Source organism: Saccharopolyspora kobensis, assembly GCF_900108315.1.
Classification (GTDB): Bacteria; Actinomycetota; Actinomycetes; order Mycobacteriales; family Pseudonocardiaceae; genus Saccharopolyspora; species Saccharopolyspora kobensis.
This window is the reverse complement of the sequence record NZ_FNVB01000003.1, coordinates 149,750-176,724: the sequence shown is the minus strand read 5'-3', so window position 1 is coordinate 176,724 and position 26,975 is coordinate 149,750. Positions and strand designations below refer to the sequence as shown.

Here is a 26,975-nt window from a genome sequence, read left to right as displayed (position 1 = left end):
GCAGAACCGGATGGGGGAAACCTCGCTCAGGCGAATTCCGCGATCAGCTCGTGGAACAGATCCTGCACGGCCAGTGCGGGTTCGGACAGCGGCTGGTGGTCGGATGTGCACAGCGAGAGCTTGACCTCGATCTCGGGTTCGACGATCCGCCGCACCACGAGGTTCTGCACGTCGATGATCGCGCTGGCCGCCGACCACGGCAGCACCGTCGCGCCGACACCGGCGCGCACCGCGCTGACCAGCGTGGGCGCCGATTCGATCTCGCCGACGACCTTCGGTTCCAGGGCGGCCTGCTGGAACGCGGTGTCGACGACCTGGCGGATGGTGTGGATGCCGCTCGGCAGCAGCAGCTCGACGTCGCGCAGCTCGGCCACCGCGACCTCCTCGCCCGCGGTGCCCGGTGCGATCGACGGGGCGGCGATGAGGAACAGGCCCTCGGTGCGCATCGGCTCGAACCGCACCCCGCGGATCCGGCGCCCCGCGTCGTAGATGAACGCCATGTCCATCCGCCCGGTCATGATCGCTTCGCTGATGACGCCGCCGAAGTTCTCGTTGATGTGCAGCAGGATGTTCGGGTAGCGCTCGCGCACGGCGCGCAGCAGCGGCAGGGCCAGCGCCGCGCCCGCGCTGTAGGGGGCGAGGCCGACCGAGACGCTGCCCGCGGGGGCGTGCCCGGACACCGACACGGCGGCGTGGGCCTGGTCGACCTGGCGCAGGATGAGCTGGGCGTGCCGGTAGAGCGCGCGGCCGGCTTCGGTCGGGGCCACCCCGCGCTTGCTGCGGATCAGCAGCTGCTGCTTGAACTGCGCCTCCAGCGAGGAGACCTGCTGGCTGAGCGCGGGCTGGGCGATGCGCAGGATGCCGGCGGCCCGGGTGATGCTCCCGGCATCGACGATCTTGACGAACGAGTAGAGACGCCTGGTGTCCATCTGCAGCCCTTCCAGCCCCGGGAGCCGCTCATCATACGTCCGGGTCAGCGGCGCCCTGAGCTGTGCGCACGCCGCTCGCCCGGCGGATCGGCGACCATCCATAAGCATCGGCGATCACGTCACGCCCAACGCGTATTTGTCGGTCGCGGTGGGCTGCATTACGTTCGCTGAAACGCATCGAGAAGGTTTCGGCGAATCCGGGATATCCCGATCCCGCGAAAGAATGTTCAGCGGCGAAGTCAATTCGCCGCAATTCGTCGATCCATTCGGGCGGAAGAAATGCGATTCACGCTCCCCGGAGGTCGTAATGACGCACCTGGTCGATCTCGTCGCCGACCTCGGCGAGGGGTTCGGCGCCTACGCGATGGGCGACGACGAGGCGCTGCTGGACGTCGTGACTTCGGCGAACATCGCCTGCGGTTTCCACGCCGGCGATCCGCGCACCATGGACGCCACGATCCGGTCGTGCGCGCAGCGCGGCATCTCGGCGGGGGCGCACCCGAGCTTTCCCGATCTGGCCGGTTTCGGCCGGCGCGCGATGGAACTGACCCCGCGGGAAGTCCGCACCGATGTGCTGTACCAGATCGGTGCTCTCCAGGCCTTCGCCGTCGCGCACGGCATCCGCGTCAACCACGTGGCACCGCACGGAAAGCTGGGCAACCTGGTCGCCACGCGGCCGGACTACGCGGGTGCGGTGGCCGATGCGGTCGCCTGCGTGGACCCGTCGTTGATCGTGCTGGCCCAGGACGGCGAGCTCGCGGAGGCCGCCCGGGCCCGCGGCCTGGCGGTCGGCATCGTCGGGATCGCCGACCGGGCCTACGCCGACGACGGCACCCTCGTGCCCAGGACGCAGCCGGGCGCGGTGATCCACGACGCGGCCGAGATCGCCGAGCGCACGGTCCGCATGGTGACCGAGGGCGTCATCCGCAGCGTCGGCGGCAAGGTCGTCCCGGTGGAATGCGACACCGTGCTGCTGCACGGCGACACACCGGACGCGGTGGCATTGGCGCACAGGGTGCGCGACGAGCTGCTCTCGGCCGGGGTGGCGATCGCACCGCTGCCCGAGGTGCTCCGGCGCAAGGCGGGAGCCTGACATGCGGCAGCACGTGGCGATCGTCGACTGCGGGGACTCGGCCGTGGTCGTCAAGGCAGTGCACGACGACGCCGACCACAGGTGGCGAGCCGTGCACGCCCTGGCCGATGCGCTGGAGGAGGCCCGCCTGAGCGGCGTGCACGGTCTCGTGCCCACCTACGACTCGCTGCTCGTGGAGTTCGACTGCGCCGACACCGACCACCGAACCGTTCGCCGAGCGCTCGAAGACGCGCTCGACCAGCTGGGCGAGATCCCGGCCGAGCGGCCGTCGAAGCTCTTCGTGGTCCCGGTCGTCTACGGTGGTGAGCACGGACCCGACCTGCCGGAAGTGGCCGACCAGCTCGGATTGACCGAGCGGGGAGTGATCGAGCTGCACTCCGGCACCACCTTGACCGTCCGGTGCCTCGGCGCACCCGTCGGCGCACCGATGATGGACGGCCCGCCGTTCCCGGCCCCGGTGGCGCGGCTGGCCTCGCCGCGCACCAGCGTGCCGCCCGGTTCCGTCGCGGTGGCCGGCGCGCAGGCCGTGATCTGCCCGATGCGCTCCCCGGGCGGCTGGCCGCTGCTGGGCCGCACCCCGCTCCGGGTGCTCGACCTCGACTCCGAGCGCCTCGCCCCGTACCGCCCGGGAGACCGCTTCCGCTTCGTGCCGATCCGCCCCGAGCAGTGGGACGAGCACGCCGGTGCCCCGCTGGTGGCCGCCGATGGCTGACCACCTCGTGATCCACCGAGCGGGCCTCTCCGCGGTGCAGGACCTCGGCCGGTTCGGCCGGTCCCGATTCGGCCTCCCGGTCAACGGCGCGCTCGACCAGTTCTCGGCGCGCGTGGCGAACGTGCTGGTCGGAAACGACGAGAGCGCGCCGCTGGTGGAGATCACCATGCTGGACTTCAGCTGCACGCCGAGCACCGACGTGCTCCTGGCCGTGACCGGGGCTCCCGCCGAGATCACCGTCGGTGGCATCCGGCGCCCGCAGTGGGAGCCGACCGCGGTCCGCGCCGGCGAAACCGTCACCATCGGCGGGATCCGGCTCGGCGCGCGCGTCTACCTGGCGTTGCGCGGTTCGGTGGCGGCGCCGTCGCTGCTCGGCAGCTGTGCCCCCGACACGATCCTCGGGTTCGGCCGATCGCTGCGCGACGACGACGAACTCGCGATCGGCAGCGGTGTCCCGCCGATCGACCACCCGGTCCTGCGCCACCCGGTCTTCCGGCTGGGCGTACCGGTCCCGGGCTTCCGGGAACCGTGGACCATCGACGTCACCGACGGCCCGGACGTCGCCGAGTTCGGCGCGTCGGCGACCCGGCTGTTCGACGCCGAGTACACCGTGAGCCCGCAGAGCAACCACATCGGGCTGCGGATGCGCGGCGACGTTCCGCAGCGCGAAGCCCGCGGCGAGGTGCTCTCGCGCGGTGTTCCGGTCGGCGCCGTCGAAGTGCCCGCCGGCGAGGAACTGCTGGTGCTGCACCGCGGCCGCGGGGTCACCGCCGGCTATCCGGTGCTCGCCGTGGTCACCGCGACCGGGCTCTGCGCGCTCGGCCAGGTCCGGCCCGGCCAGCGCGTCCGGTTCCGCAAGCGCAGCGTCGCCGAGGCGGTGACCGCCCACCGGGCCCAGCGCGACGTGCTGCGCGCACTCCGACAACGCGCGTCGACGCTGTTCGACGCCCTCCGCCTGCCCATGCCCACCACGTCCGCCCCAGCATCGGAGACACCATGAGAACCGTGGCCGCCAACGCCGTGCCCAACCGAGTCGACGCCCGGACCGCGCGGCGCGTCACGCTCGCCGGGTGCGTCGGGATCTTCGCCGAGCTCTACGACAACGGCATCTTCGGATTCATGGCCGGCACGCTGGCCGTGGTCTTCTTCCCGGACTCGCAGAACGCGGTGCTGCTGGTCTTCGTGGGCTACGCGATCTCGTTCTTCTTCCGGCCGCTGGGCGGCATCATCTGCGGCCACCTCGGCGACCGCATCGGCAGGCAGCGGATGCTCGTCTTCGTCATCATGCTGATCAGCGTCGCCACCGCCGCCATCGGCATGCTGCCGACCTACGCGGCGATCGGCGTCGCGGCCCCGTGCCTGCTCATCCTGATGCGGATCCTGCAGGGCTTCTCGGTCGGCGGTGAGGCGGCCGGCGCGATGACCTTCCTCGCCGAGCACGCCCCGGAGGGCAAGCGCGGCCTCTACACCAGCTACGCGCAGATCGCCTCGTTCCTCTCGCTGCTGACCGGCACGCTGATCGCCGCGGCCATGACCAGCGGTCTCGGCCCGGAGCGGATGGAGTCCTTCGGCTGGCGAATCCCGTTCCTGCTGGCCATCCCGCTGGGCATCACCGGCATCTACATCCGCCGCAAGATCACCGACACCCCGAACTTCACCCGCCTCAAGGAGGAGGGCGGGCTGTCGAAGAACCCGCTCAAGGAGGCGTTCGCCTCCGCCGAGCACCGGCGGGCGATGTGGCTGGCGCTGTTCATCCCGCTGATGAACGGCTCCGGTTACTACGTGCTCTTCGCCTACATGCCCACCTTCATGTCCACCGAGCTGCGGTTCAGCACCGTCGACGGGCTGCTGGTCACCGCGGCCAGCCTGGTGGCGATCTCCGTGGCGATCCCGTTCATGGGCGCGCTTTCCGACCGCATCGGGCGCAAGAAGGTCATCGCGGGCGCGGCGGTGGCCATGGCGGTGGCCGGAATCCCGTGCTACATGCTGATCAGCACCGGCAACGTCGGACTGGCCGCGCTGGGCGCCGGCGTGATGGCCGTGGTGTTCGCCGGCCACACCGGTGTCGTGCACATCCTGCTGGTGGAGCTGTTCCCCACCCGCGTCCGCTACTCCGCCTACGGCCTGGGCTACAACGTCTCCTCGGCCGTCTTCGGCGGCACCGCGCCGCTGCTGATGACCTTCCTCATCGGACAGACCGGCAACACCTACATGCCCGCGTTCTACGCGGTGATCACCGCCCTGTGCACGCTCATCGCCGTCTCCAGGGTCACCGACCGGGCCCACCTCCCGCTGCAGGACGCCTGAGCCCCGCACTCCCAGAACCACGAACTCCCTAGGAGCTGACTGAAATGCCCTTCTCCGACTACAAGACCGCACTGGTGACCGGTGCTTCGACCGGCATCGGCGCGGTGGTCGTCGAACGGCTGGCCAAGCGGGGACTGCAGGTCCACGCGGTGGCGCGCAACGCCGAACGGCTCGACGAACTGGCCGGCCGCACCGGGTGCACGCCCCACGCGCTCGACATCACCGACACCGCCGCGCTGACCCGCGAGCTCGGCGGGCTGGAGATCGACGTCCTGGTGAACAACGCGGGGGTCTCCCGCTCCGGCAACATCCTCGACGCCGACGAGTTCGCCGTCGACGAGCAGATCGCGGTGAACATCCAGGCGGTGCTGCACCTGGTGCGGCTGCTCATGCCGGGCATGGTCGAGCGCGACCTCGGGCACATCGTGAACATCTCCTCGATCGCCGCGATCTACAACTTCGGCGGCAACACCATGTACCACGCCACGAAGGCGGCCGTGCACACGCTCTCGCGCCAACTGCGCGTCGACGCATACGGCCGCCGGGTCCGCGTCACCGAGATCTGCCCGGGCCGGGTGGAGACCGAGATCTTCGGCCGCCTGCTGGGCGACATGGAGGAGGCGCAGCGCCGCTACTACGACGGCTACGAGTCGCTCAAGCCCGAGGACGTCGCCGATGCCATCGAGTTCGCCATCGGCTCGCCGCGGCACGTCAACATCGGGCACGTGGAGATCCTGCCGACCTTCCAGGTGCCCGGCGGGCTCAACTTCGAGCGCCGCGCCGGCTGAACCGGGGGAGCACCGATGAGCGCAACACCGATCTCCCGGCGGGTCGACCGGATCAAGCCCTCGCCGAGCACCACCGCCGCCCAGCGGGTGCGCGAGCTCAAGGCCGAGGGGCACCAGATCCTGGACCTGACCGTGGGCGAACCCGACTTCGACACCCCCGAGCACATCAAGCGCGCCGCGATCGAGGCGATCCACCGCGGCGAGACCAAGTACACGCCGGTCAACGGCACGCCCGAACTGCGCGAGGCGATCTCGGCGAAGCTCGCCCAGCGCCACGGCGCGCACTACTCGCACGCGCAGATCGCGGTCGGCGGTGGCGCCAAGCAGGTCATCTTCCTCGCGCTGATGGCCACGGTGGACACCGGTGACGAGGTGATCATCCCGGCGCCGTACTGGGTGTCCTACCCGGACATGGTGCTGGCCAACGACGGCACACCGGTGGTCGTCGACTGCGGTGAGGACGACGGTTTCAAGCTCACCGCGCCGCAGCTGGAAGCGGCGATCACCCCGCGAACGCGGTGGGTGGTCCTGAACGCGCCGAGCAATCCGACCGGGGCCGCCTACAACGCGGCGGAACTCCGCGCGCTGGCCGACGTCCTGCTGGCCCACCCGCACGTCCGGGTGCTGACCGACGAGATCTACGACGAGATCTGGTACGGGACGGGCCGGGCGCCGACCCTGGTCGGCGTGGAGCCGGGGCTGCGGGACCGCGTGCTGGTGACCAACGGCGTCTCCAAGACCTACGCGATGACCGGCTGGCGCATCGGCTACGGCGCGGGCGCCGCGGACCTGATCGCCGCGATCAACAAGCTGCAGTCGCAGATCTCCTCGTGCCCGTCCTCGGTGAGCCAGGCGGCCGCGGTCGCCGCGCTCACCGGAGAGCAGGACTTCATCGCCGGCATGGTCGCGACCTACCGGGGCCGCCGGGACGAGCTCGTGCGCGCGCTGGAGGGCGTCCCCGGGATCTCCTGCACCACCCCGCAGGGCGGCTTCTACCTCTTCGCGAACTGCACCGGGCTGCTCGGCAGGCGCACCCCGCAGGGCGCGGAGCTGGGCACGGACGAGGAACTGGCCCGGTACCTGCTGGAAACCCAGCAGGTCGCGGTGATCCACGGTGCGGCGTACGGGTCACCGGGTTACTTCCGGATCTCCTTCGCCACCTCGAACGCCGTGCTCGCCGAAGCCGCGGCGCGGATCGCCCGCGCCTGCGCCGAACTTTCCTGACCAGAGAAGAGGAGCGCCAGCATGCGCGTCACCACCAAGATCGACCGGCCGGACGCGGCGCTGGTCGAGCAGCTGGGCCGGTACTCGTCGGCCACGATCCACGAAGCGCAGGGCAGGCTCGGGGCGCTGAGTTCGACGATCAAGCCGGTCGACCGCGACATGTCGTTGTGCGGGCCGGCGTTCACGGTGTCCTGCGCGCCGCGGGACAACCTGATGCTCCAGGTCGCCATCGCCCACGCCCGGCCCGGTGACGTCCTCGTCGTGTCGGCGGGGGAGTACGCCGAGGCGGGGCAGTTCGGCGACGTCCTGGCCAACGCCTGCCGGGCGCGGGGGATCGCGGGTCTGGTCACCGACACCGGCGTGCGCGACACGCAGGAGCTGCGCAAGCTCGGCCTGCCGGTGTTCTCCCGCAGCGTGTCGATCAAGGGCACCGTCAAGGAGACCCTCGGGCCGCTGAACGAACCGGTGCTGATCGGTGGTGAGATCGTCCGCCCCGGTGACGTGGTCCGCGGTGACGCCGACGGTGTCGTGGTGGTCCGCCGCGAGGATCTCGCCGAGGCGATCCGCAAGTCCGGTGAGCGCGATGCCGCTGAAGCCCGCTACATCGCCGAGTACCGGGCGGGCAAGAGCGTCATCGAGGTCAGCGGCCTCGCGGCCAAGCTCGAGGCGAAGGGCCTGGTCATCGAGGACTGAGCGGTGCGTCGCCGGGAACCGGGCGGTTCCCGGCGACGCCGCCGCTAGTTCGCCCGGCGGCGCAAGAGCGCGATGGCGAGCACCGCCAGCACCGCCGTGGTGGTGGCCGCGGCCGCGGCCACCGCGATCAACCCGCCGGTGTAGGCGTCTCGCGCGAGTGCGAGCAGCTCACCGGCGAGGTCGGCGGGCAGTTGCCTGGCCGCGGTGACCGCGCCCGCCATCGTGTCGGTGGCGCGGTCGGCGGCCTCGGGCGCGATGCCCGCAGGCACCGAGCCCGCCATCTCACCGCGGTAGGCGAGAGCACCGAGACTGCCCAGCCCGGCCGTGCCCACGGCCACTCCGAGCTCGGTGGTGGTCTCCGACATCGATGCCGCCGCACCCGCCTTGCCGGGTGGGGCGGCACCGACCGCCAGGTCCGTGCCGAGCACGTCGGCGGGTCCGGTGCCGAAGTAGGCGATGGCCAGACCCGCCACCACTCCGGCCGGCCCGGCGGGGCCGCCGACCTGGGCCAGGACCGCGAACCCGGCCGAGGAGACCAGCAGCCCGGCGCCGACGACGTAGCCGGGCCCGATCCACCGGGCGGCCACCGGTGCCAGCATCGAACTCGCCACCAGCGCCGCGGCGGCGGGCAGCAGCCACAGAGCCGCCCGCAGCGGCGAGAGCCCGTCGGCCATCTGCAGGTACTGCGCGACGAACATGGTGATCCCGCTCGTGGTCGCCGCCCCGAGCAGCAGCACCAGCAGCGCGGTGCTGAAGCCCCGGTCGGTGAAGAGCCGGAGGTCGAACAGGGGATCGGCCAGCCGCCGCTGGCGCCGCACGAACAGCGCTCCGGCGACCAGACCGGCCAGCAGGGCCAGCACCACCGTCGTGGTGCTGCCGCCCCTGGCCAGCTCCTTGAGCGCGTGGACGGGCGGCAGGACGGTGGCCAGCGACAGACCGACGCTGAGCAGGTCCAGGCGGCCGGCGTCGGCGGCGCGCTGCTCGGGCAGCAGCGCGGGCCCGGCCACCAGCAGCAGCACCATCACCGGCACCGCCAGCAGGAAAACCGAGCCCCACCAGAAGAACTCCAGCAGCGCGCCACCGGCGACCGGCCCGATCGCGATACCGGCCATGAAGGTGCTCGACCACCCGGCGATGGCGATCCGGCGCTGCCGAGGATCGCCGAACATCTTGCTGATCAGGGCCAGCGTGCTGGGCATCAGGGTGGCGGCGACGGCACCGAGGACGGCTCGGGCGGCGATGAGCATCCCGGCGCTGGTCGAGAACGCGGCCAGCACCGATGCGGCGCCGAACCCCGCGGCACCGATCAGCAGGAGCCTGCGGTGACCGATCCGGTCGCCCACGGTTCCCGCGGTGAGCAGGAAACCGGCGATCGCGAAGCTGTAGACGTCGGTGATCCACAGCAGTTCGACGCTGGTGGCGCCCAGCGCGGCGGTCAGGTGCGGCAGCGCCAGGAACAGCACGCTCATGTCCAGCGCGACCAGCAGGGTGGGCAGGCTCAGCACGGCCAGGCCCAGCCATTCCCGCAGGCCGGCCCGGGGCGGTGACGATCTCGTGGCAGAAGACGACATGCGTACTCCGTCGAAGCGGTGGCGCGCGAACGGCGCCACGCGGACCAGGACAGGTGGCTCCGCGGAACCACCGCGCGGTGCTTCGACGTCAGCAGGAGACGGGCGCGTGGAATCACCGGCACTCGGCCGGTGCGGAAGACGCCTCCCGGCGTCAGCTCAGGGCACGATCCGCCTGCGACGAAGAAGCACAGGGCAGAGCCATGCCGTTGACCACGACCGCCAAGCTCGTCCTCCCGCTCTCAACACTGGTCCGAAGTGCCAACATGGCACGTCACCGGCTGCCCCGCAACGTCTTTTCCGGCTCGGGCCTCAGACCTCGGGGAAGACGGGGCGCAGGACGTCGTCGGGCAGCCCGCGCCGCTTCCACTCCCTCGGGTAGCCGATGGAGACCTCCTCGAAGCGGACACCGTCGTGGAAGGTCGTGCGCGGGATGTGCAGGTGCCCGTAGATCACCGCCGCCGCGCGGTGGCGCAGGTGCCAGTCGGCCGTGCGCACCGTTCCGCACCACTGCGCGAACTCCGGGTACCAGAGCACGTCGGTGGGTTCGCGCACCAGCGGGTAGTGGTTGACCAGGACGGTCGGCAGCTGCGGGTCGCACTCGGCCAGCCGCCGCTCGCTGTACTCCAGCCGGGCGCGGCACCACGCGTCGCGCGTCGGGTGCGGATCCGGGTGCAGCAGGTACTCGTCGGTGCACACCACGCCCGCCTCGTGGGCGAGGGCGAGCGCTTCTTCCTTGGTGGAGGCGCCTTTCGGGAAGAACGTGTAGTCGTAGCCCACGAACAGCGGGACGACGGTGACCGGGCCGCCGCGGCCGGTCCAGACCGGGAACTCGTCCTCCGGGGTGACCACGCCGAGCTCGCGGCAGCGCCGCACCAGCTCGTGGTAGCGGGCTTCGCCGCGCAGCTGCAGGGAGTCCGGCTCGGTGGTCCACAGGTCGTGGTTGCCCGGCACCCACACGACCTTCTCGAACCGCTCGGCCAGCAGGCCCAGCGCCCATTCGATCTGGTCGGAGCGTTCCGCGACGTCCCCGGCCACCAGCAGCCAGTCGTGCTCGGTGCGGGGCCGGAGCTTGCGGACGATGTCGGCGTTCTCGCTCATCGCCACGTGCAGGTCGCTGATGGCCAGGAGCTCACCGGTAGAGGAGCGCATGTGTTCGGACCGTAGTCGATCTCACCCGCGAATGGTGGCCCGCGGTTCAGGACGCGTCGCCGCGCTGCACCAGATGACGGGCCGCGACCAGGGCGCCGTCGGTGCGGATCTCCGCGGCGGTGGCGGCGGCGCGCGCAGCGGTGCCGGGTTCGAGAACGCGGCCGAGCGCCCCGGCCAGCGAACCGGTCCCCCGCGCGGTCCCGATCCCGAGCCGCTCCACGCGTTCGGCCCAGTAGTGCTGGTCGTAGATCTGCGGCAGCACGACCTGGGGCGTGCCGGCGAGTGCTGCCACCGCGGTGGTCCCGGCGCCGCCGTGGTGCACCACGGCGGCGACCCGCCGGAACAGCGCGCGGTGGTCGACGTCGCCGATCGAGATGCAGTCCGCGCCGCCGTCCGGCAGCGGCAGTTCCGCCCACCCGCGCGAGACGATCGCGCGGCGGCCGAGAGCGCGGGCCGCCTCGACCATCGAGCGGCTGGACTCGGCCGCCGCGCTCCTGCTGCCCAGTCCGAAGTAGACCGGCGGCTCACCGGCGTCGAGGAAGGACTCCAGTTCCGCGGGCAGCGGGCGTTCGTCCGGCAGCAGCCACGCGCCGGTCTGGAACACACCCGGGTCGTCCGGGACGGGCCACGGGCCCAGCCGCGGGTCGGCGGCCAGCCACGGGCGGTCGGTGAGGACGTGGTTGCGCACCTCGGTGACCGGGGCCAGCCCGGCCGCCGCGCGGTGGGCGTTGAGCGCAGGACCCCACACGTCGTTCCAGAGCTGCTCGTCCCGCCTCCAGCGCTCGCGGTTGCCCGGCGCCGCCCCTCCGGCGAGGAGAGGTCCCACGACCCGCGGCGCATTTGCGGACCGAGCGGAACCGACGAGATGCCCAGACCCCGGATCCAGTCGTGGAAGTCCGGTGGAGCGCAGATCCGGACGTCCTGGCCGAGACCGCGCAGCTGCAACGCCAGCGCGATCACCGGCTGGACGTCACCACGCGATCCGGTCGTCGACAACAGCACCCGCACGTGCACTCCCGCCTTCCTCGGGCCCGGACTGCGCCGCGAAAACACCGCTCCGCGCAGCAGATGCGTTGCGCACCGTACCCGGACGTCGCTCGCCGAACCCACCGCCGAAGGCGTGGATTCGCTGCCCACGCGGTCGCCCGGGTGCGCCCCTCCGGGCTGGTCAGTGCGGTCGGGCGCGGGTTCTCGCGGTGAACCGCCCTGCGGCGGCGACGAGGTTCTTCGTGGCCGGGTGTGCCGGATCGGCGAGGACGTCGGCGGTGCGGCCCCGTTCGACGATCCGGCCACCGTCGACGATCACCACGCGGTCGCTGCGCCCGTCGACGACGGCGAGGTCGTGGGTGATGACCACGAGCGCGCAGCCGGTGTCGTCCTGGAACGCCTCGAGCACGTCGAGCAGGTCGGCCTGGGTCGTGGTGTCGAGTCCGGAGGTGATCTCGTCGCAGATCAGCACCTCGGGCCGGGCGAACGCGGCGCGCACGAGAGCCGCCCGCTGGAGCTCTCCGCCGGAGAGCTCCGCAGGCCGCCTGGATGCGCTGGCCTCGGTGATGCCGAGCCCGGCCAGTTCCTCGCGAGCCCGCCGACGGGCCTCGGTGCGGCCGGTGCCGCGCAGCCGTTCGGCGGTGCGGGCGACCTGGTCCAGGACCGGGGCGAACTCGTTGAAGGAGGCGCGGGCGTCCTGGAAGACGTACTGGACGCGGGCCAGCTGCTCGGGCGTGCGTTGCCGCAGCAGCGGTGGCAGCGGCGCGTCACCGAGAAGGATCTCGCCGCCGCGGTGCGGGTGGAGCCCGGTGAGGCAGCGGGCCAGCGTGCTCTTGCCGCTGCCGGATCGTCCGACCACGGCCAGCGTTTCGCCCCGGTGGATCTCCAGGGACACCTCGTGCACGGTGTCGACGCGGCGGTGGCCCGCCACCAGGCCGCGCACCGACACCACGGCGTCACCGCTCTCCGGCGCCTTCCGCCCGGCTGCCGCGGGATCCGGCTGCGCGGCGACCAGGCGCCGGGTGCAGGGGTGGCGGGGTGCGCCGAGCACCTCCTCGCACGGCCCGGTTTCCACGACCTCGCCGCGGTTCATGACCAGCACCTGACCGGCCAGCGCGCGGACCAGGTCGAGGTCGTGGGTGAGCAGCAGGATCGCGATGCCCCGCGCCGCGACCGAGCGGAACTCCTCGACGAGCTGGGCGCGGATCACCGCGTCCTGCCCGGTGGTGGGTTCGTCGGCGACGAGGACCCGCGGCCGCCCGATGAGCTGGTGCGCCAGCACGACGCGCTGCTGCTGCCCGCCGGAGAGCTGGTGCGGGTAGCGGTGCAGGAATCGCTCCCCGTCGGGCACCTGGGCCTGGCGCAACGCCTCCACGACCCGCTGCCGCACGAGTTCCCGGCGTTCGCGGCGGGAACTGGCGCGGACGTGCAGCCGCGCGATCTCCCGCAGCACCGAGCCGATCCGGCGAACCGGGTTCAGGGCGGCCGAGGGGTGCTGCGGGATGTAACCGACGGCCCCGGTGGCCGGTGGACGTGCTGGATCGACGGCCTGCCCGGCGATCTCGATGCGGCCGGAGACCTCGGCGCCCGGCGGCTTCTCGCCGAGGAGCGAGAGCGCGGTGGTGGTCTTTCCGCTGCCGGACTCCCCGACGAGCGCGGTGATCCCGCCCTCGGCGAGGTCGAACGACACGCCCGAGACGATCGCGCGATCGCCTGCGGTGACGGTGAGGTCGCGGATGCTGACGACGGTGGTCACCGGGCCTCCAAGAAGGTCGAGCGCAGGTCGTGGTCGCGCAGCCACCGGTCGAAGGCCAGGTTCACGCCGATGGACAGCGCGACGACCAGCAGCGCGGGCAGCACCACGGCCCAGGGCTGGATGAACAGGCCGGCCCGGTTGCGGTCGACCATGGCCGCCCAGTCGCTGATCTGCGGGGAGACCCCGACGCCCAGGAAGCTCGCCGAAGCGACCAGGTAGATCGCGCCGGTGAACCGGGTGCCCAGGTCGGCGGCCAGCGTGCGGCGCATCGCCCGCGCCACGTAGTGCGCGCCGATGCGGATCCGGCTCTCGCCCTGCAAGCGCATCGCCTCGACCGCCGGCCGGGACGCCAGCGAGAGCGCGGCCGCGCGGCTGATGCGCACCACGTCGGGCAGGTTGATCAGCGTCACCACACCGATCAGCACCCACGGCACGCCGGGCGCGACGGACGCCAGCAACAGGAGCATCAGCATCGACGGCACGGCCAGCAGCAGGTCGAGCGGTCGCATGATCGCCTCGTCGAGCGCGCGGCTGCCGGTCATGCCCGCGATCAGGCCCAACGGCACCGCCAGCGCATAGGTGCAGGCGGTGGCGGTGACCGCGATCAGCACGAGGGACCGGCCGCCCAGCAGCACTTCGTTCCAGACGTCGCGGCCGACGAAGTCGGTGCCGAACCAGTGCTCGCCGCCGAGCAGGAAGGCCACGTCCTTGGTGGTGTCGGGAGAAGCCACCAGCGGCCCCAGAACGGCGAGCAGTAGCGGGATCGCGACGAGCGCTCCCGGGACCGCGTAGTTGCGGACGGCGCTCATCGGCCGACCTCCGCGGTGGGGGAGAGCACTCGTGCGGCGATGTCGGCGGCGAGGTTGACCAGCACCGTCACCGCGGCGAAGACCACCGCCAGGCCCTGGATCACCGGGAGATCGCGGGCGGCGACCGCCTCCGCCAGCGCGGTGCCCAGACCGGGCACGACGAAGATGGCTTCGACGACGATCACCCCGCCGATGAGCCAGTCGGTGGTGCGCGCGAGCTGCTGGATCGCCGGTGCCGCGGCGTTGGGCAGCGCGTGGGCGAAGTGCACGCGCACCGGTGAGAGGCCCAAGCGGCGCACGTGGTGCACGTAGCCGGAGCGCTGCGCGTCGATCATCCCCGCGCGGATCAGCCGGCTCAGCGAGCAGATCGGGCGGAGCAGCAGCACGAAGACGGGCAGCACGAGCACGGCCGGGTGGCTCAGCAACGACGTTCCGACCGCTGTGGGCGGGAACCACCGCAGCTGCACGGCGAACACGGTCACGACGAGGACGCCCATCGCGAACTCGGGTGCCGAGTACAGGCCGAGCGTGGCCCCGGTGATCAGTCGGTCCAGGCGACCGCCCTCCCGCCGCGCGGACAGCACTCCGAGCCCGAGCGACAGCGGGACGAGCAGGGTGAGCGTCAGCGCGGCCAGCAGCAGCGTCGGGCCCGCGGCGGAGGCGATGATGTCCACCACCGACCGCGGGCCCACCAGCGACCGGCCGAGATCACCGTGCAGCGCCGCGACCAGCCACTCGCCGAACCGCTGCCACGCGGGCTCGTCCAGGCCGAGCCGCTCCCGCAGGGCAGCGATGATCGCCGGATCGGGGTTGTCCCCGGCGATCGTCACGGCCGCATCGCCCGGCAGCCCCTCGGTCAGGGCGAACACCCCGACCACGACCAGCAGGATCTGGACCGCGCCGAGGAGCACCCGGCGCGCCAGGTAGCGCGGGATCGTCACGCCAGCCACACCTTGTCGAAACGAGCCCAGTCGAGGGTGTTGGCCGGGGCGCGGTCGTCGATGCCGTGCACGCCCGGCGCGGAGGCCACGATCCAGTCCGACACGCCCCACCACAGGAAACCTCCCTCGTGGAACAGGGTTTCCTGCATCTCGCGGTAGAGCTCGGCGCGGCGCGCCTCGTCCGTGGTGGACTGCGCCTCGTGGTAGCGGGCGTCGAACTCCGGCCGCCGCCACCCGGTGTTGTTGGTGGTCGACGTGGTCAGCAGGCGCTGGGAGAAGTGGGATTCCAGCGGCATGCCACCGGAGCGGTAGCCGGCGAGCACGCCGTTGCCCGCGATGTCCGACCAGTAGGTGTCCTTGTTGCCGAGCCGGACCTCCAGGTTCAGGCCGACCGCCTTGGCCTGGTCGCTGATGGCCAGTGCCGCCTCCTTCAACCCGGTCGAGGCATCGGAGGTGTCGAAGCCGATGGTCATCCCCTCCGCACCGGCCCGGCGGACCAGCGCTCGCGCCCGGTCCAGGTCCTGGCGCCGCTGCGGCAGCGCGTCGGCGTAGTACCGGTAGCCCTTGCCGTAGACGTCGTTGCAGACCTGGCCCGAACCCTGGAACACCGAGCGGACCAGCTCCTCCCGGTCGACGAGGTGGAACAGCGCCTGGCGCAGCTCGGGGCGGTCGAACGGCGGGCGGTCGACCTTCATCGCCAGCCCGTGGAAGTTGCTCAGCGGCAGCCGGTGCACCTGCACCTGCCCGCTGGACTCGTAGGTGCGCGCGCTGGCGGGGGTCAGGTCGTGGGCGTACTCGACCTGCCCGCCCAGCAGTGCGTTGACCCGCGCGGCCTCGTCGTTGGTGACCACGATCTCCAGCTCGTCGAGCAGCGGCGCGCCGTCCCAGTGGTCGGGGTTGCGCGCGGCGAGGAACGTGCGGCCCGGTTCGAAGGAGGCGAACCGGAACGGGCCGGTGCCGATCGGGTGGTCGAAGTCCACGCTGCCTCCGGGCAGGACGTAGGCGCCGAGCGCGGCCAGCGCGTTGGGGAACTCCCCGTAGGGCCGCAGCAACCGGAACTCGACGGTGCGGTCGTCGATCTCGCGGCTGTTGGGCAGGTCGATCACCGACAGCGTCGACTTGGCGCGGCGACTGCTGCCGGGTTCGGTGATGCGCGCGTAGCTGGCCAGCACGTCGGCCGCGCGCACCGGCCGCCCGTCGTGGAAATCCGCCTGCCGCAAGGTGATCCGCCAGGTCGTCAGGTCCGCGCTCGGCTCCCAGCGCTCGGCCAGCCTGGGGACCGGGGACATGTCCGAACCGAAGTCGGCGAGCTTGTCGAACAGCGCCTTGGCGCGCGCGATCTCGACGTAGAGGTCGGAATCCTGCGGATCGAGCACCTCGGCCGCCCCGCCACCGGAGAACGCCGCCCGCAGCCGGCCGCCGGGGCGCGGTGGCCCGGCTGCGGACGTGCTGCCCGGCCCCGCGCAACCGGACAGCACGGCAGCGGCGGTCAGGCCCAAGAACCCGCGGCGGCTCAGCGCGGGCAGGGATAATTCAGGTCGCATGGAAGGGTTTTCTCCGTTCTGGGCGGGGTGCGGACCGGCGCACGGCTTGGTAGCGCGAGCCGATCGGTTTCACGGGTCAGGAAGAGTGGGTGGATAGCCGTGCGCGGCGCCAGGTTTCGTCGCTTCCGGGGGTGATGCCGCGCCGTCTGTCGAGCACCGCGACGGCGAGTGCGGAGCCGGTTCCGATGAGGACGCACAGCAGCGATGGCAGCCACGGCCACCGGTCGCCCGCCACGTCGCTCACCCAGCCGAGGAGGGCGTTGCCGCCCGCGGCAGTGATTCCGGAGACGAGGTAGAAGACGCCGAAGTAGGTGCCCGAGAGCCTGTCCCCGCCGAAGGCCGGGATGAGCTCGTAGACGAACGGCTGGGCCAGCATCACGCCCAGCGCCAGGGCGAACGCCGTGATCAGCACCGGCGCGAGGCGCAGCGCGGCCCCGACCGGACCGGCGGCCTGCGCGGGCGGGATGACGGCCGCGGCCACCGCGGTGACCGCGAAACCGGCACCCATCACCGCCAGACCTGTTGCGATGCAACGGCCCCGGCTCCAGCGCTCCTTGGCCCGCGTGGTGATCCGGACCTGCAGCGCCAGGCTCGCCGCGGTGGAGACCAGGAAGATCACCGACACCGCGGCGGGGGAGCCGGTGAAGCGCTCGGCGTGCATCGGCAGCACCAGGTAGAGCTGGTTCTGCAGGGCGAACATGCCGGTCAGCGCGCCGGTGAAGGCCAGGAACCGGCGATCGGTCAGCGCCCGGCGCCAGTCGGCGAACACCGAGGCCGGCGGGCGCTCGACCCGTCGCGGCGGCAGCACCGCGAGCTGCGCGAGGGTCAGCAGCGCGAAGATGACCGCTGCGGCGATCGCCGACAGCCGGAAGCCCACCAGCATCAGCGCGCTGCCCAGCAGGGGGCCGAGCAGCATGCCGGTGTTGGCGAAGACGTTGAAGAGCGAGAAGGCCTCGGCCCTGCGCTCCTCGGCCTCCTGCGCGATGTAGGCGCGGACCGCTGGGTTGAACAGAGCTCCTGCCAGGCCGCTGAGCACGGAGGCGAGCAGCAGCGCGGGCGGCGATGTGCCGAAGGCGAACAGGCCGAAGCCGACGGTGCGCAGCGCGCACCCGGCGATGATCACGCCGCGGGCGCCGAGCCGGTCGGCCGCCGAACCGCCGAGCAGGAACAGGCCCTGCTGGCTGAGGTTGCGCACTCCCAGGACCACGCCGATCAGCGCGGCGGAGAGGCCCAGCTGGTGGCCCAGGTAGCCGGCCAGGAACGGGACCAGCAGGTAGAAGCCGGTGTTCACGCCGAGCTGGTTGACCAGCAGGAGCTGCACGGCGGGCGGGAAGCTGCGGATCAGGCGCCAGGTCTTCACGACGCGGCCCGGCGCGGGCCGTGGCCGCTGGTGCCGCCCCTGCCCGGCAACCGCGAACTCACCGCACCCGCGCGCACCGACCACACGTGCCCCACACCGACTCCCTCCGCGATCCGGCAATCCAGATCGAGATGATAATCATTTTCAATACGGTGGGGCGACGGGTGGCGGTGATGCGACGGGATCCGGCGGTCGCTGGGGGCGGCGCCGGGTCAGTGCTCGTCGTAGTGGTCGTCGTGGGCGGCGTGCCGGTGCCCGTCGTGGAGGTAGTCGACGTGGTCGCCGTGGGGAACAGCGGTGTGGCCGCAGCCCTCGCCGTGGGTGTGCTCGTGGGTGTCGTGCGTGGTGTGGCCCTGCGGCTCGCACTCGTCGTAGTGGTCGTCGTGCCGCCGGTGCAGGTGGCCGTCGTGGACGTAGTCGACGTGGTCGCCGTGGGGCACGGCGACGTGGCCGCAGCCCTCGCCGTGGGTGTGGTCGTGGCCGGTGTGCTGCTGGTGCGCCGTGGTCATCAGTGCCTCCGGATGGATGAGCAGGTCCGGACGTACGGCTCAAGCGTAGGTACGGGGGACGGCGCACGCATAGGCCTCGGCGGCCCGGTCGGTCGCGGCAGGCGCGAGCGCGCCCGGCGGGATCGCCGCCGGTCGCGCCGCCGGTGATCGAATTGTCAGGGGTCGCAAGTATGTTCGTCATGTCCGGCCGGCGCGGCTGGGCTTCCCCGGTCCACAGGAGAATGCGTGTTGCAAGATTGGGAGCGGTCGAGCACGACGCGGGTGGTTGCGCCCGCCCGGCCGCGCAAGCTCGCCAAGGTGCCGTTCGCGGAGCTGGCCGACGGCCGCCTGCAGGGCGTGGTGTCCAGCGGCTCGGACATCGAGCGGGTCTACGTCTCGTCGGTCGCCGCCGGGAGCTACGAGTTCACCTGCAGCACCAACAACAACCGGCCCTGCGGTGGTGCGCGCGGCTACTTCTGCAACCACATCCGCGCCCTGCTCACCGAAGCGGTGCTGCAGTACGGCGGCGAGCGGGTCGCCCGCTACCTGAAGGTCGAGGTCGCCGACGAGGAGCTGACCGCGCACACCATCACCGCGGCCATGACCGGTGCGCGGCAGGGCGATGCCGGGACCGCGGCGCCGGTGTTCAGCCGGTTCCTGCGCCACCTGGCCTACCTGGAGCTGCCCCCGACGACCGCGCCGGTGCCGGAGATGCAGTGGTTCCCGCCGACCAGGGCGGTGGTGTGATGCGCGCCGATCTGCTGTCCGTGCCCGTCGAGGGACTCGACGAGGCCCTGGCCGCCGTCGATGCCTTCGACCGCGCGCTCACCGGTGGCCTGCTGCGCCCGGACGCCGCCGACATGGCCGAGTTCGCCCGGTCCGTCGCCGCCACACCGCTGGCCGAGAAGGTCGCCGAGGCCGCTGACAAGGCGGTCGCCGGGGCTGCGGGCGAGGAGCACTTCACCGCCCTCGCCGCCGCACGCCTCGCGCTGCTGGGCTCCGTCCACGACGCCCTCGCGGCACGCATCGCCGAGGCGACCGGACGAGTTCATGATGACGAAACCGACTGGACCACAAGCGAAACCCAGTCGCTGAACCTGCTCGTCGCCGCCCGGTCCTGGCTCGGCGACGTGGCCCGCGCCGGCTGGCGCGGCATCGACCACGACCTGATCTCCGGATCGGCACAGATCATCTCGGCGATGCTGCCGGACCCGGCGCTGCGCCGCCCGGCGGCGCTCTTGGACGGCTTCGCCGCCGAGCTCGCGGCCTCCTGCCCCGGTGCCTCGCTGGAACGCATCCCGGCCCGCCGCTGGGCGGACCTGTGGTCGCGGGGGATGCTGCTGGCGCTGCCGGGCGGCGCGTCGACGCCGGCGACCGGCACCGCCACCGGCCGCCTCCTGCCGCTCGGCATCGACGTGCAGGAACACGCGACCGCCGTGCAGGCGCAGGTCCACGCGGTGTTCGAACCGGCCGACGGTTCCGCATCGCGCCTGGTGCGCGCCAGCGCATCGGTGTCCAAACCGGACACCGTCGTCGGCGCCGGTCTGTGGCAGCTGCTGCGCCCGCACATGTCGTTGCTGGCCGCCGTCGGCGAAGGCCGCTCGATGGAGCTCACCGAGATGCCGGTCACCGCCGAAGGCGACCTGATCTGGAGCGACGAGCACGCCAAGCCCGGCGAACCCGCCGATGCCTTCGCCACCGCCCGGGTCGCCCTGCAGGCGGCGACGGCACCCGCGACCGCGCCGCTGGACCGGCACCCCGCGCGCATCGCCGTGCCCGTCTTCGTCGAGGGCTACACCGCGCGAACCGACGACGACGCGCTGGTCTTCACCATCGCCGAGCACGACCTCGCCGTCGACACCGACCGCGTTCCGGCCGCCAGCCCGCTCACCGCCGAGGCGATCGCGGCGTCCAACGCCTGCATCGGCCTGCTGCGCTGGGACGCCGGGAACTTCCACCTCCAGCCGCTCGCGGTCGAGACCACCAAGCGCAAGAAGGCCGTCGCGGTGCACGCCGGGGCCTGGGCGGGCGGCACGACCGACAAGGCCGGCGCCAAGGCGGAGAAGGCGGCCACCGACGCCGCCAAGGTGCTGCGCGAGCGGGCGGGGAGGCTGCTGCGGAAATGACCGAGGAGATCTCCCACGACAACCGCCGCCAGGTCCTGTACTGGCGGCTGCTGGCCCGGCTCTTCGACCGCGAGGAGCAGGCCGGGCTGGAATCGGCGAGCCTGGCCGTCGTCGAGGACATCGGCCTGCCCTCGGCGCTGCTGGACCCGCGCACCTCGGTCGACTCGATCGTGCAGCGCCACCCCGAACTGGCCGCCGAGTTCGACGGCCTGATGACACCGGAGTCCACATCGGACGAGCGGGATCGCGCCGCCGAGGTGCGGCGGGCGGCGCTGGCCTCGAAGGTGCTGCTCAACGTCTTCGACACCGGCTCCGGCGCGGTCACCGCCGAGCAGCTCTCCCGCTGGCAGTCCGACGCGGGCTGGATGGAGCGCGCGCTGGGCTGCGAGCTGCGCGGCGGTCGCGCCGCCGGCACCGGCACCGGCCAGGGCGGTCCGACGCCCGACATCTCCCGGCTGATCCCGGAGATCGGCCCCGAACTCGGGGCCATCGAAGCGGATCTGGTCGACCGCATGCAGCTGCGCGAAGTGCTCGCCGATCCCGACCTCGCCGCGCAGCTCACCCCGAGCATGTCGCTGATCGAGCAGCTGCTGCGCGACAAGGACAACCTGTCCGGGGTGGCGCTGGCCAACGCCAAGGACCTGATCCGGCGGTTCGTCGACGAGGTCGCCCAGGTGCTGCGCACCCAGGTGGCCAAGGCCCCGGTCGGCGAGCTGGACCGGTCGGTGCCGCCGAAGCGGGTCTTCCGCAACCTCGACCTGGACCGCACGATCTGGAAGAACCTCACCAACTGGGACCCGGAGGAGGAGCGGCTCTACGTCGACCGCCTCTTCTACCGGCGCACCGCCCGCAAGACGACGCCGCAGCGGCTGATCGTGGTCGTCGACCAGTCCGGGTCGATGGTCGACTCGATGGTCAACTGCACCATCCTCGCCTCGATCTTCGCCGGGCTGCCGAAGGTCGACGTGCACCTGATCGCCTACGACACCCGGGCGCTGGACCTCACCCCGTGGGTGCACGACCCGTTCGAGACGCTGCTGCGCACCCAGCTCGGCGGCGGCACCAACGGAGAGGTCGCCATGGCGCTGGCCCAGCCCAAGATCGCCGAACCGCGCAACACCGTGGTGGTGTGGATCTCCGACTTCTACGAGTGGTCGGCCGAACCGCTGTTCAACAGCATGGCCGCCATCCACCGCTCCGGCGCCAAGTTCATCCCGGTCGGCTCGGTGACCAGCTCCGGCCGCGGCAGCGTCAACCCGTGGTTCCGGGAGCGCTTCAAGGACCTGGGCGCACCGGTGATCTCCGGCCACATCCGCAAGCTCGTCGAAGAGCTCAAGACGTTCCTGGCCTGACCGCCGCCCCACCAGACCACCCCTGACGAAAGCACCTCAGAAAGGCCCTCACCATGTCCGACCTGCTGCGCGCGCCCGCCGAGATCAAGTACGCCGAGGAGCTGGACTGGCTGGAGTCCGTCGACGACGGCCCCAAGCCCTTCGCCTGGCGGCTCTCGCCCAAGATGGTCCGCCTGTTCATCCTCGGTTCCGAGCGCGCCGACGGCCTCGACCGGGAGGTCGCGCAGAAGTGGTTCGGCGACCGCAGCTTCGTCGAGCGCGCCATCGTCACGCTGGCCTCCGACCGCGGCCTGCTGCTCATCGGCGACCCCGGCACCGGCAAGAGCTGGCTGGCCGAGTTGCTCTCGGCGGCGATCAGCCGCAATTCGACGCTGGTCGTGCAGGGCACCGCGGGCACCACCGAGGACCAGATCAAGTACTCGTGGAACGTGTCCATGGTCATCGCGAAGGGACAGTCGCGGGAGTCGATGATCCCCTCGCCGATCATGACCGCGATGGAGACCGGCGCGATCGGCCGGTTCGAGGAGCTCACCCGCTCCACCAGCGACGTGCAGGACGCGCTGATCTCCATCCTGTCCGAGAAGTACATCTCGGTTCCCGAGCTCGACGACGACAACATCGTCTTCGCCAAGCCCGGGTTCTCCATCATCGCCACCGCCAACAGCCGAGACCGCGGCGTCAACGACCTGTCCTCGGCGCTCAAGCGGCGCTTCAACTTCGTGCGCATCCCGGTGGTGACGAACAAGAAGAGCGAAGCCGAGATCGTCCGCTTCCGCACCGAGGAGCTGCTGCGCCGCCACCAGATCGAGCTGGACGTGCCGCCGACGCTGCTGGACGTGCTGCTGCGCAGCTTCGCCGACCTGCGCGACTCGGCGGCCGCCGCGGGCAGCGACGACGAGAAGCTGGAGTCCGCGCTGTCCACCGCCGAGCAGATCGGCGTGCTCGAGGACGCCATCCTGCACAGCAACTTCTTCGGCCAGCGCGAGCTGACCGCCCGGACGCTGGCGTCCTCGCTCGTCGGTTCGCTGGCCCGCCGCGAACCGGAGGACCTGGCGATCCTCAACAAGTACCTGCACGGCGTCGTCGAACCGCGCAGCAAGGAGGAAGGCGGATCCTGGCCGGAGTTCCTGGAGGGCGGCCGCGACGCGATCGCCACGTTGTCGTGAGCGGGGCCGACGAGGGCGCCTTCGGGGCGCTGCGGGCGCAGCTGCAGGAAGCCGCCGCGACGTTCGCCGACGGGCCCGGTGCGCTGGAGGGCATCCTGCTGGGCATCGTCGACGACGTCGACCGGGCGAGCCGGGAACCGCTGGAGATCTTCCCGGTGTGCCACCACTCGCCGGCCTCGGCGATCGCGATGGCGCGGCGGCTGCGGCAGAAGCAGCCGAAGGTGGTCTACCTGGAGCTGTGCGAGGACATGGCGCCGCTGCTGACCGAGCTGCGCAACTGCAAGCTCCCGGTGGCGGTGCAGGCCTTCGCCACCGAGGTCGACGGCTTCCCGCTGGACTGGTCGCCGCTGTCGGTGGTCGCCCCGATCACCGAGGCCTCAGCGGAGTACCAGGCGATCGCCTACGCGCTGGACACGCCCGGCGTGGAACTCGTGCTGGTCGACCGCTCCTCGGACCACGTCTTCCAGTGGGACGAGCGTCGGGCGGAACCGGCCTCGGAGGAGGCCGGCCTGCACGGTGACGCCGTCGGCGTCGAGCTCGGTGACCTGCGGCCCCGCTTCGCCGAGCTGGAGGAGCACCTGCTGCGCCACGGCAAGGTGCGGCACTGGTCGGAGTGGTGGCACCAGTACGTGGAGCTGTCGCTCGGCGACAGCGACCACGACACCTACCGGCAGGTGATGCTGCTGATCGGCAGCCTGTTCCGGCGGCTTGCACCGGGCGATGAGCACCGCGTGCGGGTCGACGAGGACCGCGAGCGCTACATGTGGACCCGGATGCGCGAGCACCTGGCCCGCACCGGCACCGATCCGGCGGACTGCCTCTACGTCTGCGGCGCGTTCCACGCCGCCAGCCGCGTCGAGGAGTTCGGCGTGCACGGCACCGGCGGTTTCGAGATCGGCCCGCGCACCGCGACCAAGTGGCAGCACGGCCTGATCCCCTCCAGCCACGCGGCGATCGAGGCGCAGTTCGGCCTGGCGTCCGGATCGGTGTCGATCGCGGCGACGGAGTGGGCGAAGAACCTCAAGCGCACCCGCGTGCAGGCGTTCCGGCTGGAAGGGCAGGCCGGGTCCCGGAAGACGTCGAAGAAGCGGGCGGCGCCGCCCGCTCCCGAGCCGGAGTCCGCGCCCGCGGACAAGCTCTCGGGCTTCCTGCAGCGCCCACCGGTCCTCGACCGCCTGGACGAGGCCGAACTGCTGGCCTGGTCGGTGGACATCGTGCGCGCCGCGCGGCGCAACGGCTACCTGGCCTCCACCGCGGACGCCATCGCGGTGTTCGAGACGTCGATCCTGCTGGCCGGGATGCGCGACCGGGCCAAGCCCACGCCGTACGACTTCCAGGACGCCGCGATCACCTGCATCGAGAAGGACGTCGTGCCGGGTCGCCGCGACGTGCGCCGCCTCGTGGAGATCATGATGGGCGGCGACCGGATCGGGCAGGTCGGCTACGACTCGCTGCCACCGCTGGCGCGCGACGTGCACGACCGGCTCGCGCCGCTGAACCTCAAGCTCGAACAGCGCGGTGTGCAGCGCGCCCTGCTGGACATCGCCTCCCAGCCGGAACTGGCGCAGTGCTCCGACGTCCTGTGGATGCTGCACCGGCTGATGCCGCGCGGCGCGGCGCGGCCGATCATGGGGGAGCGGAGTCTCGGCGAGAAGCCGATCCAGGAGTCGTGGGACCTGGCGCTGGGCACGCACCAGCGGGCGCTCATCGAACTCGGCTACGAGGGCGTCAGCATCGAGCAGGTGCTGGAGCAGCGACTCCGCGCCGCCGCCTACGCCCCGAACGCCACGGCGGCGACGGTGCTGGAGGCGGTCGAGGACGCGACGCTGTACCTGCGCAGCTCGCGTCTCGCCAACGAGCTGGGCACGCGGGCGCTGGAAGTCCTCGCCACCGAGCGCAACGTCGACGGCGCGCCCGAGGTGTTGCGTCGCGTGCGCCGGCTCCTGGCGTTCTACCGGACCAGCGAACCGGTGCTGCCGCAGTGGATCGAGTCGTTCGTCAAGACCGGCTACGCCCACTACTGCACCCTGCTGCCGACGGCGTTCACCGACGACGACGCGAGCGTCGAGCAGGTCGCGGCGATGCTCGGCTTCCTGTTCAACATGGAAGCGCTGGCGCTGTCGCTGGGCTGCGACCGGACCCAGCTGGAGCTGGCGTTCGCCCAGTCGCACCCCGAGGTGCCGGAGAAGCTGGCACTGCTGTGGGCGGCGCAGGTGCAGCTCGGCGAGCTCTCCCGCGCCGACCTCCGCCGGCGCTGCGCCGATCTGCTCGGCAACCCGCTCGTGGTGCCCGGCTATCCGCGCTACCTCAGCGGTTTCCTGCACGCCCTGGAACCGGTGCCGGGTCTGGCCGACTTCGTGGTGGAATCGGTGTCCAACGCCTTCCGCGTGCTGCCGGACCCGGTCCTGCTGCCGTGGCTGCCGAAGCTGATCACCACGCTGCGCTCGGGCGGAGCGGAACTGGCGCCGCTGCTGATCCGCGAGGCGGGCCGGATCTTCCCGGGCACTCTCACCGCGCTCGACGAGTGGACTCCGCCGTGGCTGGCCGAACCGGCCGCGGAACCGGTGCCCGCGCTGCGCGGTGGCGGCGGTGTCGCGCTGCTGGCCGCCCACCCGGCGACCTGCGATGCGGTGGCGGGCCTGCTGGGCTGCACCGGGCAGTGGCGGCACCCCGAGCCCGAACCGGGCGGAGCGCTGCTGCTGGACCGCCATCCCGGCACGGCGCTGGCCCTCCAGCGGTTGCTCGAACTGTGAGGTGTGGTGCCCCCGTCGCCCGGGGGCACCACGCGTCAGTTCTCGCCGGGGAGCGCGAGCGCGATGATCTGGGTGGTCAGCTGCGGGTGGAAGTTGTCGTCGCCGACCAGCACGAGAGTCCGCTCACCGCCGGTCAGCCGCGGCCCCCACGTCATGCCCTCGATGTTGTCCACGGTGGACAGGCCGAGGTCGTGGAAGTCGGCGAGCAGCCGCTTGCGCATCGGCTGGACCGGCCGGTCGGCGAGGGAGTCCACGCGCTGGACGTCGGTGGCGCCGGTGGTCGTGGCGTCGAACAGCCGCACCTTGAATCCGGTGCCTTCGACGTAGGTGCGCTCCAGCACCAGGAAGCGGTCCGGGTCGTCCGGGTGGGCGAGGATGGCGGGAATCCCGGTGTCGGGCCGCCTGCCACCCGGCGGCGGCGCGGTGAAGACCGGCTCGATCGGGTAGGCGTACTGGCCGAGCACCTCTCCGCTCCTGGTCTGCGCGGTGACCCGGGCCAGTGCGCCGTCCTCGGTGGTCGGCAGCGGGCCGTCCTGGATCAGCGGTCCTTCCAGGGCGCTGGTGAGCACCGAGCCGGTCGGGTCGAACGTGATGGCTTCCAGGACCAGGTTCCGCCGCGGCCCGCGCTCGTCCGCGGTGATCTCGTAGTTCGGCGGCAGGCGGTGCTCGCCGAGGTGCTGCCCGGTGCCGTCGGTCTTGAGGATCGAGGGCTGGATGACCGGGTCCGGCGCGCTCGGGGTCTTCGGCCGGTTGCCCTCCTGCGCCCACCAGTACTGGCAGGTCCGCGGATCGACCCGGATCTCCTCGGGGTCGACGGCGTTGCCGTCGTTGTCGGTGGGCGCCGGGTAGGTGCTGCCGTCGGGCTGGCGGAACGGTGCGGTCCCGGTGAAATCGACCGGCCCGACGCCGTTCTCGTCGACGCGGATCGCGGCGGTGTAGAAGCGCGCGGGCTGGTGGTAGGAGCGGTCGTCGCTGATCATCACGTACTCGCCGGTGCACGGGTCGCGGTCGATGCCCGACAGGCCGCCGACCGTCGTGCCCCGGTAGTCGAGCAGGTGGGGCACGATCGCCTCGCCGAGCAGCCGGACATCAGCGCCGGGCGGTGCCGCGCTCACCGAGGGCGCGGCGAGCAGCAGCGGTAGTGCGGCCAGCGCGGCCACGACCGGACGGCGAGCGGGAGAACCACGATTCATGCGGAAGATCATCGTGGAACCACCGGCCCGGAGC

General features: G+C 72.0%; 23 protein-coding genes and 1 pseudogene. 12 read left to right on the top strand and 12 right to left on the bottom strand.

Annotation, left to right across the window (positions count from 1 at the left end):
* Nucleotides 1-26: 26 nt before the first annotated feature.
* Nucleotides 27-929 (bottom strand): nitrogen assimilation transcriptional regulator NAC, encoded by a 903-nt coding sequence (gene nac, locus C4T78_RS09515; RefSeq protein WP_093358627.1) that lies wholly within the window; start codon nucleotides 927-929, stop codon nucleotides 27-29.
* Nucleotides 930-1,236: 307 nt separating this feature from the next.
* On the opposite strand from nac, the gene C4T78_RS09510 reads away from it, so the two are divergent.
* From C4T78_RS09510 to C4T78_RS09480, 7 genes are read left to right on the top strand one after another with little or no spacing between them, the layout of a single operon-like run.
* On the top strand, nucleotides 1,237-2,022 hold the full coding sequence (locus tag C4T78_RS09510) for a LamB/YcsF family protein (protein WP_093358623.1): 786 nt from the start codon (nucleotides 1,237-1,239) through the stop codon (nucleotides 2,020-2,022).
* Between the two features lies 1 nt (nucleotide 2,023).
* Nucleotides 2,024-2,734: a 5-oxoprolinase subunit B family protein gene (locus C4T78_RS09505; protein ID WP_093358621.1), complete on the top strand. Its 711-nt coding sequence runs from the start codon at nucleotides 2,024-2,026 to the stop codon at nucleotides 2,732-2,734.
* Complete coding sequence (locus C4T78_RS09500; RefSeq protein WP_093358680.1) at nucleotides 2,727-3,734, top strand: 5-oxoprolinase subunit C family protein; 1,008 nt, start codon at nucleotides 2,727-2,729, stop codon at nucleotides 3,732-3,734. Before C4T78_RS09505 ends, C4T78_RS09500 begins: the two co-directional genes overlap by 8 nt.
* Nucleotides 3,731-5,041: an MFS transporter gene (locus C4T78_RS09495; protein WP_093358618.1), complete on the top strand. Its 1,311-nt coding sequence runs from the start codon at nucleotides 3,731-3,733 to the stop codon at nucleotides 5,039-5,041. The genes C4T78_RS09500 and C4T78_RS09495 overlap by 4 nt, the downstream gene beginning before the upstream one ends.
* Nucleotides 5,042-5,085: 44 nt before the next feature.
* Nucleotides 5,086-5,829 (top strand): SDR family oxidoreductase, encoded by a 744-nt coding sequence (locus C4T78_RS09490; protein WP_093358616.1) that lies wholly within the window; start codon nucleotides 5,086-5,088, stop codon nucleotides 5,827-5,829.
* A gap of 15 nt (nucleotides 5,830-5,844) precedes the next feature.
* On the top strand, nucleotides 5,845-7,053 hold the full coding sequence (locus C4T78_RS09485; protein ID WP_093358614.1) for an aspartate transaminase: 1,209 nt from the start codon (nucleotides 5,845-5,847) through the stop codon (nucleotides 7,051-7,053).
* A 21-nt stretch (nucleotides 7,054-7,074) separates the two neighbouring features.
* Nucleotides 7,075-7,746, top strand: coding sequence for a 4-carboxy-4-hydroxy-2-oxoadipate aldolase/oxaloacetate decarboxylase (locus C4T78_RS09480; RefSeq protein WP_093358612.1), 672 nt, complete (start codon nucleotides 7,075-7,077; stop codon nucleotides 7,744-7,746).
* A 44-nt stretch (nucleotides 7,747-7,790) separates the two neighbouring features.
* Here C4T78_RS09480 and C4T78_RS09475 read toward each other — a convergent pair whose 3' ends face one another.
* From C4T78_RS09475 to C4T78_RS09435, 10 genes and pseudogenes are all read right to left on the bottom strand, one after another.
* Nucleotides 7,791-9,317: an MFS transporter gene (locus tag C4T78_RS09475; protein ID WP_093358610.1), complete on the bottom strand. Its 1,527-nt coding sequence runs from the start codon at nucleotides 9,315-9,317 to the stop codon at nucleotides 7,791-7,793.
* Nucleotides 9,318-9,626: 309 nt separating this feature from the next.
* Nucleotides 9,627-10,466 carry a metallophosphoesterase family protein gene (locus C4T78_RS09470; RefSeq protein ID WP_093358608.1) on the bottom strand — a complete coding sequence of 280 codons (840 nt, stop codon included), beginning with the start codon at nucleotides 10,464-10,466 and terminating at the stop codon, nucleotides 9,627-9,629.
* 46 nt (nucleotides 10,467-10,512) lie between these two features.
* Nucleotides 10,513-11,292 carry a glycosyltransferase gene (locus C4T78_RS09465; protein WP_309599267.1) on the bottom strand — a complete coding sequence of 260 codons (780 nt, stop codon included), beginning with the start codon at nucleotides 11,290-11,292 and terminating at the stop codon, nucleotides 10,513-10,515.
* 56 nt (nucleotides 11,293-11,348) lie between these two features.
* A pseudogene (locus tag C4T78_RS37300) lies at nucleotides 11,349-11,426 on the bottom strand (hypothetical protein); the annotation flags it as partial.
* A gap of 208 nt (nucleotides 11,427-11,634) precedes the next feature.
* On the bottom strand, nucleotides 11,635-13,209 hold the full coding sequence (locus tag C4T78_RS37295; RefSeq protein WP_218161768.1) for an ABC transporter ATP-binding protein: 1,575 nt from the start codon (nucleotides 13,207-13,209) through the stop codon (nucleotides 11,635-11,637).
* Nucleotides 13,206-14,018, bottom strand: coding sequence for an ABC transporter permease (locus tag C4T78_RS09455; RefSeq protein ID WP_093358605.1), 813 nt, complete (start codon nucleotides 14,016-14,018; stop codon nucleotides 13,206-13,208). The genes C4T78_RS37295 and C4T78_RS09455 overlap by 4 nt, the downstream gene beginning before the upstream one ends.
* Nucleotides 14,015-14,959 (bottom strand): ABC transporter permease, encoded by a 945-nt coding sequence (locus C4T78_RS09450; protein ID WP_093358601.1) that lies wholly within the window; start codon nucleotides 14,957-14,959, stop codon nucleotides 14,015-14,017. The genes C4T78_RS09455 and C4T78_RS09450 overlap by 4 nt, the downstream gene beginning before the upstream one ends.
* Complete coding sequence (locus tag C4T78_RS09445; protein ID WP_093358599.1) at nucleotides 14,956-16,503, bottom strand: ABC transporter substrate-binding protein; 1,548 nt, start codon at nucleotides 16,501-16,503, stop codon at nucleotides 14,956-14,958. The genes C4T78_RS09450 and C4T78_RS09445 overlap by 4 nt, the downstream gene beginning before the upstream one ends.
* A 76-nt stretch (nucleotides 16,504-16,579) precedes the next feature.
* Entirely contained in the window at nucleotides 16,580-17,863 is a 1,284-nt protein-coding gene (locus C4T78_RS09440; protein WP_093358676.1) for an MFS transporter, read from the bottom strand.
* A 212-nt stretch (nucleotides 17,864-18,075) separates the two neighbouring features.
* Nucleotides 18,076-18,372, bottom strand: a complete 297-nt coding sequence (locus tag C4T78_RS09435) for a hypothetical protein (RefSeq protein WP_093358596.1) — start codon at nucleotides 18,370-18,372, stop codon at nucleotides 18,076-18,078.
* 225 nt (nucleotides 18,373-18,597) lie between these two features.
* On the opposite strand from C4T78_RS09435, the gene C4T78_RS09430 reads away from it, so the two are divergent.
* From C4T78_RS09430 to C4T78_RS09410, 5 genes are read left to right on the top strand one after another with little or no spacing between them, the layout of a single operon-like run.
* Nucleotides 18,598-19,098 carry a hypothetical protein gene (locus C4T78_RS09430; protein WP_235863898.1) on the top strand — a complete coding sequence of 167 codons (501 nt, stop codon included), beginning with the start codon at nucleotides 18,598-18,600 and terminating at the stop codon, nucleotides 19,096-19,098.
* Nucleotides 19,068-20,477 carry a hypothetical protein gene (locus C4T78_RS09425; RefSeq protein WP_093358594.1) on the top strand — a complete coding sequence of 470 codons (1,410 nt, stop codon included), beginning with the start codon at nucleotides 19,068-19,070 and terminating at the stop codon, nucleotides 20,475-20,477. Before C4T78_RS09430 ends, C4T78_RS09425 begins: the two co-directional genes overlap by 31 nt.
* Entirely contained in the window at nucleotides 20,474-21,829 is a 1,356-nt protein-coding gene (locus tag C4T78_RS09420; protein ID WP_093358592.1) for a vWA domain-containing protein, read from the top strand. The genes C4T78_RS09425 and C4T78_RS09420 overlap by 4 nt, the downstream gene beginning before the upstream one ends.
* 53 nt (nucleotides 21,830-21,882) lie before the next feature.
* Nucleotides 21,883-22,995: an ATP-binding protein gene (locus C4T78_RS09415; RefSeq protein ID WP_093358590.1), complete on the top strand. Its 1,113-nt coding sequence runs from the start codon at nucleotides 21,883-21,885 to the stop codon at nucleotides 22,993-22,995.
* Nucleotides 22,992-25,748 (top strand): DUF5682 family protein, encoded by a 2,757-nt coding sequence (locus C4T78_RS09410; protein WP_093358588.1) that lies wholly within the window; start codon nucleotides 22,992-22,994, stop codon nucleotides 25,746-25,748. Before C4T78_RS09415 ends, C4T78_RS09410 begins: the two co-directional genes overlap by 4 nt.
* A gap of 35 nt (nucleotides 25,749-25,783) precedes the next feature.
* On the opposite strand, the gene C4T78_RS09405 is transcribed toward C4T78_RS09410, so the two are convergent.
* Nucleotides 25,784-26,941, bottom strand: coding sequence for an esterase-like activity of phytase family protein (locus tag C4T78_RS09405; protein WP_093358672.1), 1,158 nt, complete (start codon nucleotides 26,939-26,941; stop codon nucleotides 25,784-25,786).
* Nucleotides 26,942-26,975: the final 34 nt, after the last annotated feature.

What these genes read in the sequence shown, in the direction of transcription:
- C4T78_RS09470 (WP_093358608.1), bottom strand. Translation starts at nt 10,466, where the DNA reads ATGCGCTCCTCTACCGGTGAGCTCCTGGCCATCAGCGACCTGCACGTG.
- C4T78_RS09435 (WP_093358596.1), bottom strand. Translation starts at nt 18,372, where the DNA reads ATGACCACGGCGCACCAGCAGCACACCGGCCACGACCACACCCACGGC.
- C4T78_RS09505 (WP_093358621.1), top strand. Translation starts at nt 2,024, where the DNA reads ATGCGGCAGCACGTGGCGATCGTCGACTGCGGGGACTCGGCCGTGGTC.
- C4T78_RS09420 (WP_093358592.1), top strand. Translation starts at nt 20,474, where the DNA reads ATGACCGAGGAGATCTCCCACGACAACCGCCGCCAGGTCCTGTACTGG.
- C4T78_RS09490 (WP_093358616.1), top strand. Translation starts at nt 5,086, where the DNA reads ATGCCCTTCTCCGACTACAAGACCGCACTGGTGACCGGTGCTTCGACC.
- C4T78_RS09405 (WP_093358672.1), bottom strand. Translation starts at nt 26,941, where the DNA reads ATGAATCGTGGTTCTCCCGCTCGCCGTCCGGTCGTGGCCGCGCTGGCC.
- C4T78_RS09480 (WP_093358612.1), top strand. Translation starts at nt 7,075, where the DNA reads ATGCGCGTCACCACCAAGATCGACCGGCCGGACGCGGCGCTGGTCGAG.
- C4T78_RS09475 (WP_093358610.1), bottom strand. Translation starts at nt 9,317, where the DNA reads ATGTCGTCTTCTGCCACGAGATCGTCACCGCCCCGGGCCGGCCTGCGG.
- C4T78_RS09445 (WP_093358599.1), bottom strand. Translation starts at nt 16,503, where the DNA reads ATGCGACCTGAATTATCCCTGCCCGCGCTGAGCCGCCGCGGGTTCTTG.
- C4T78_RS09510 (WP_093358623.1), top strand. Translation starts at nt 1,237, where the DNA reads ATGACGCACCTGGTCGATCTCGTCGCCGACCTCGGCGAGGGGTTCGGC.
- nac (WP_093358627.1), bottom strand. Translation starts at nt 929, where the DNA reads ATGGACACCAGGCGTCTCTACTCGTTCGTCAAGATCGTCGATGCCGGG.
- C4T78_RS09495 (WP_093358618.1), top strand. Translation starts at nt 3,731, where the DNA reads ATGAGAACCGTGGCCGCCAACGCCGTGCCCAACCGAGTCGACGCCCGG.
- C4T78_RS09415 (WP_093358590.1), top strand. Translation starts at nt 21,883, where the DNA reads ATGTCCGACCTGCTGCGCGCGCCCGCCGAGATCAAGTACGCCGAGGAG.
- C4T78_RS09485 (WP_093358614.1), top strand. Translation starts at nt 5,845, where the DNA reads ATGAGCGCAACACCGATCTCCCGGCGGGTCGACCGGATCAAGCCCTCG.
- C4T78_RS09500 (WP_093358680.1), top strand. Translation starts at nt 2,727, where the DNA reads ATGGCTGACCACCTCGTGATCCACCGAGCGGGCCTCTCCGCGGTGCAG.
- C4T78_RS09455 (WP_093358605.1), bottom strand. Translation starts at nt 14,018, where the DNA reads ATGAGCGCCGTCCGCAACTACGCGGTCCCGGGAGCGCTCGTCGCGATC.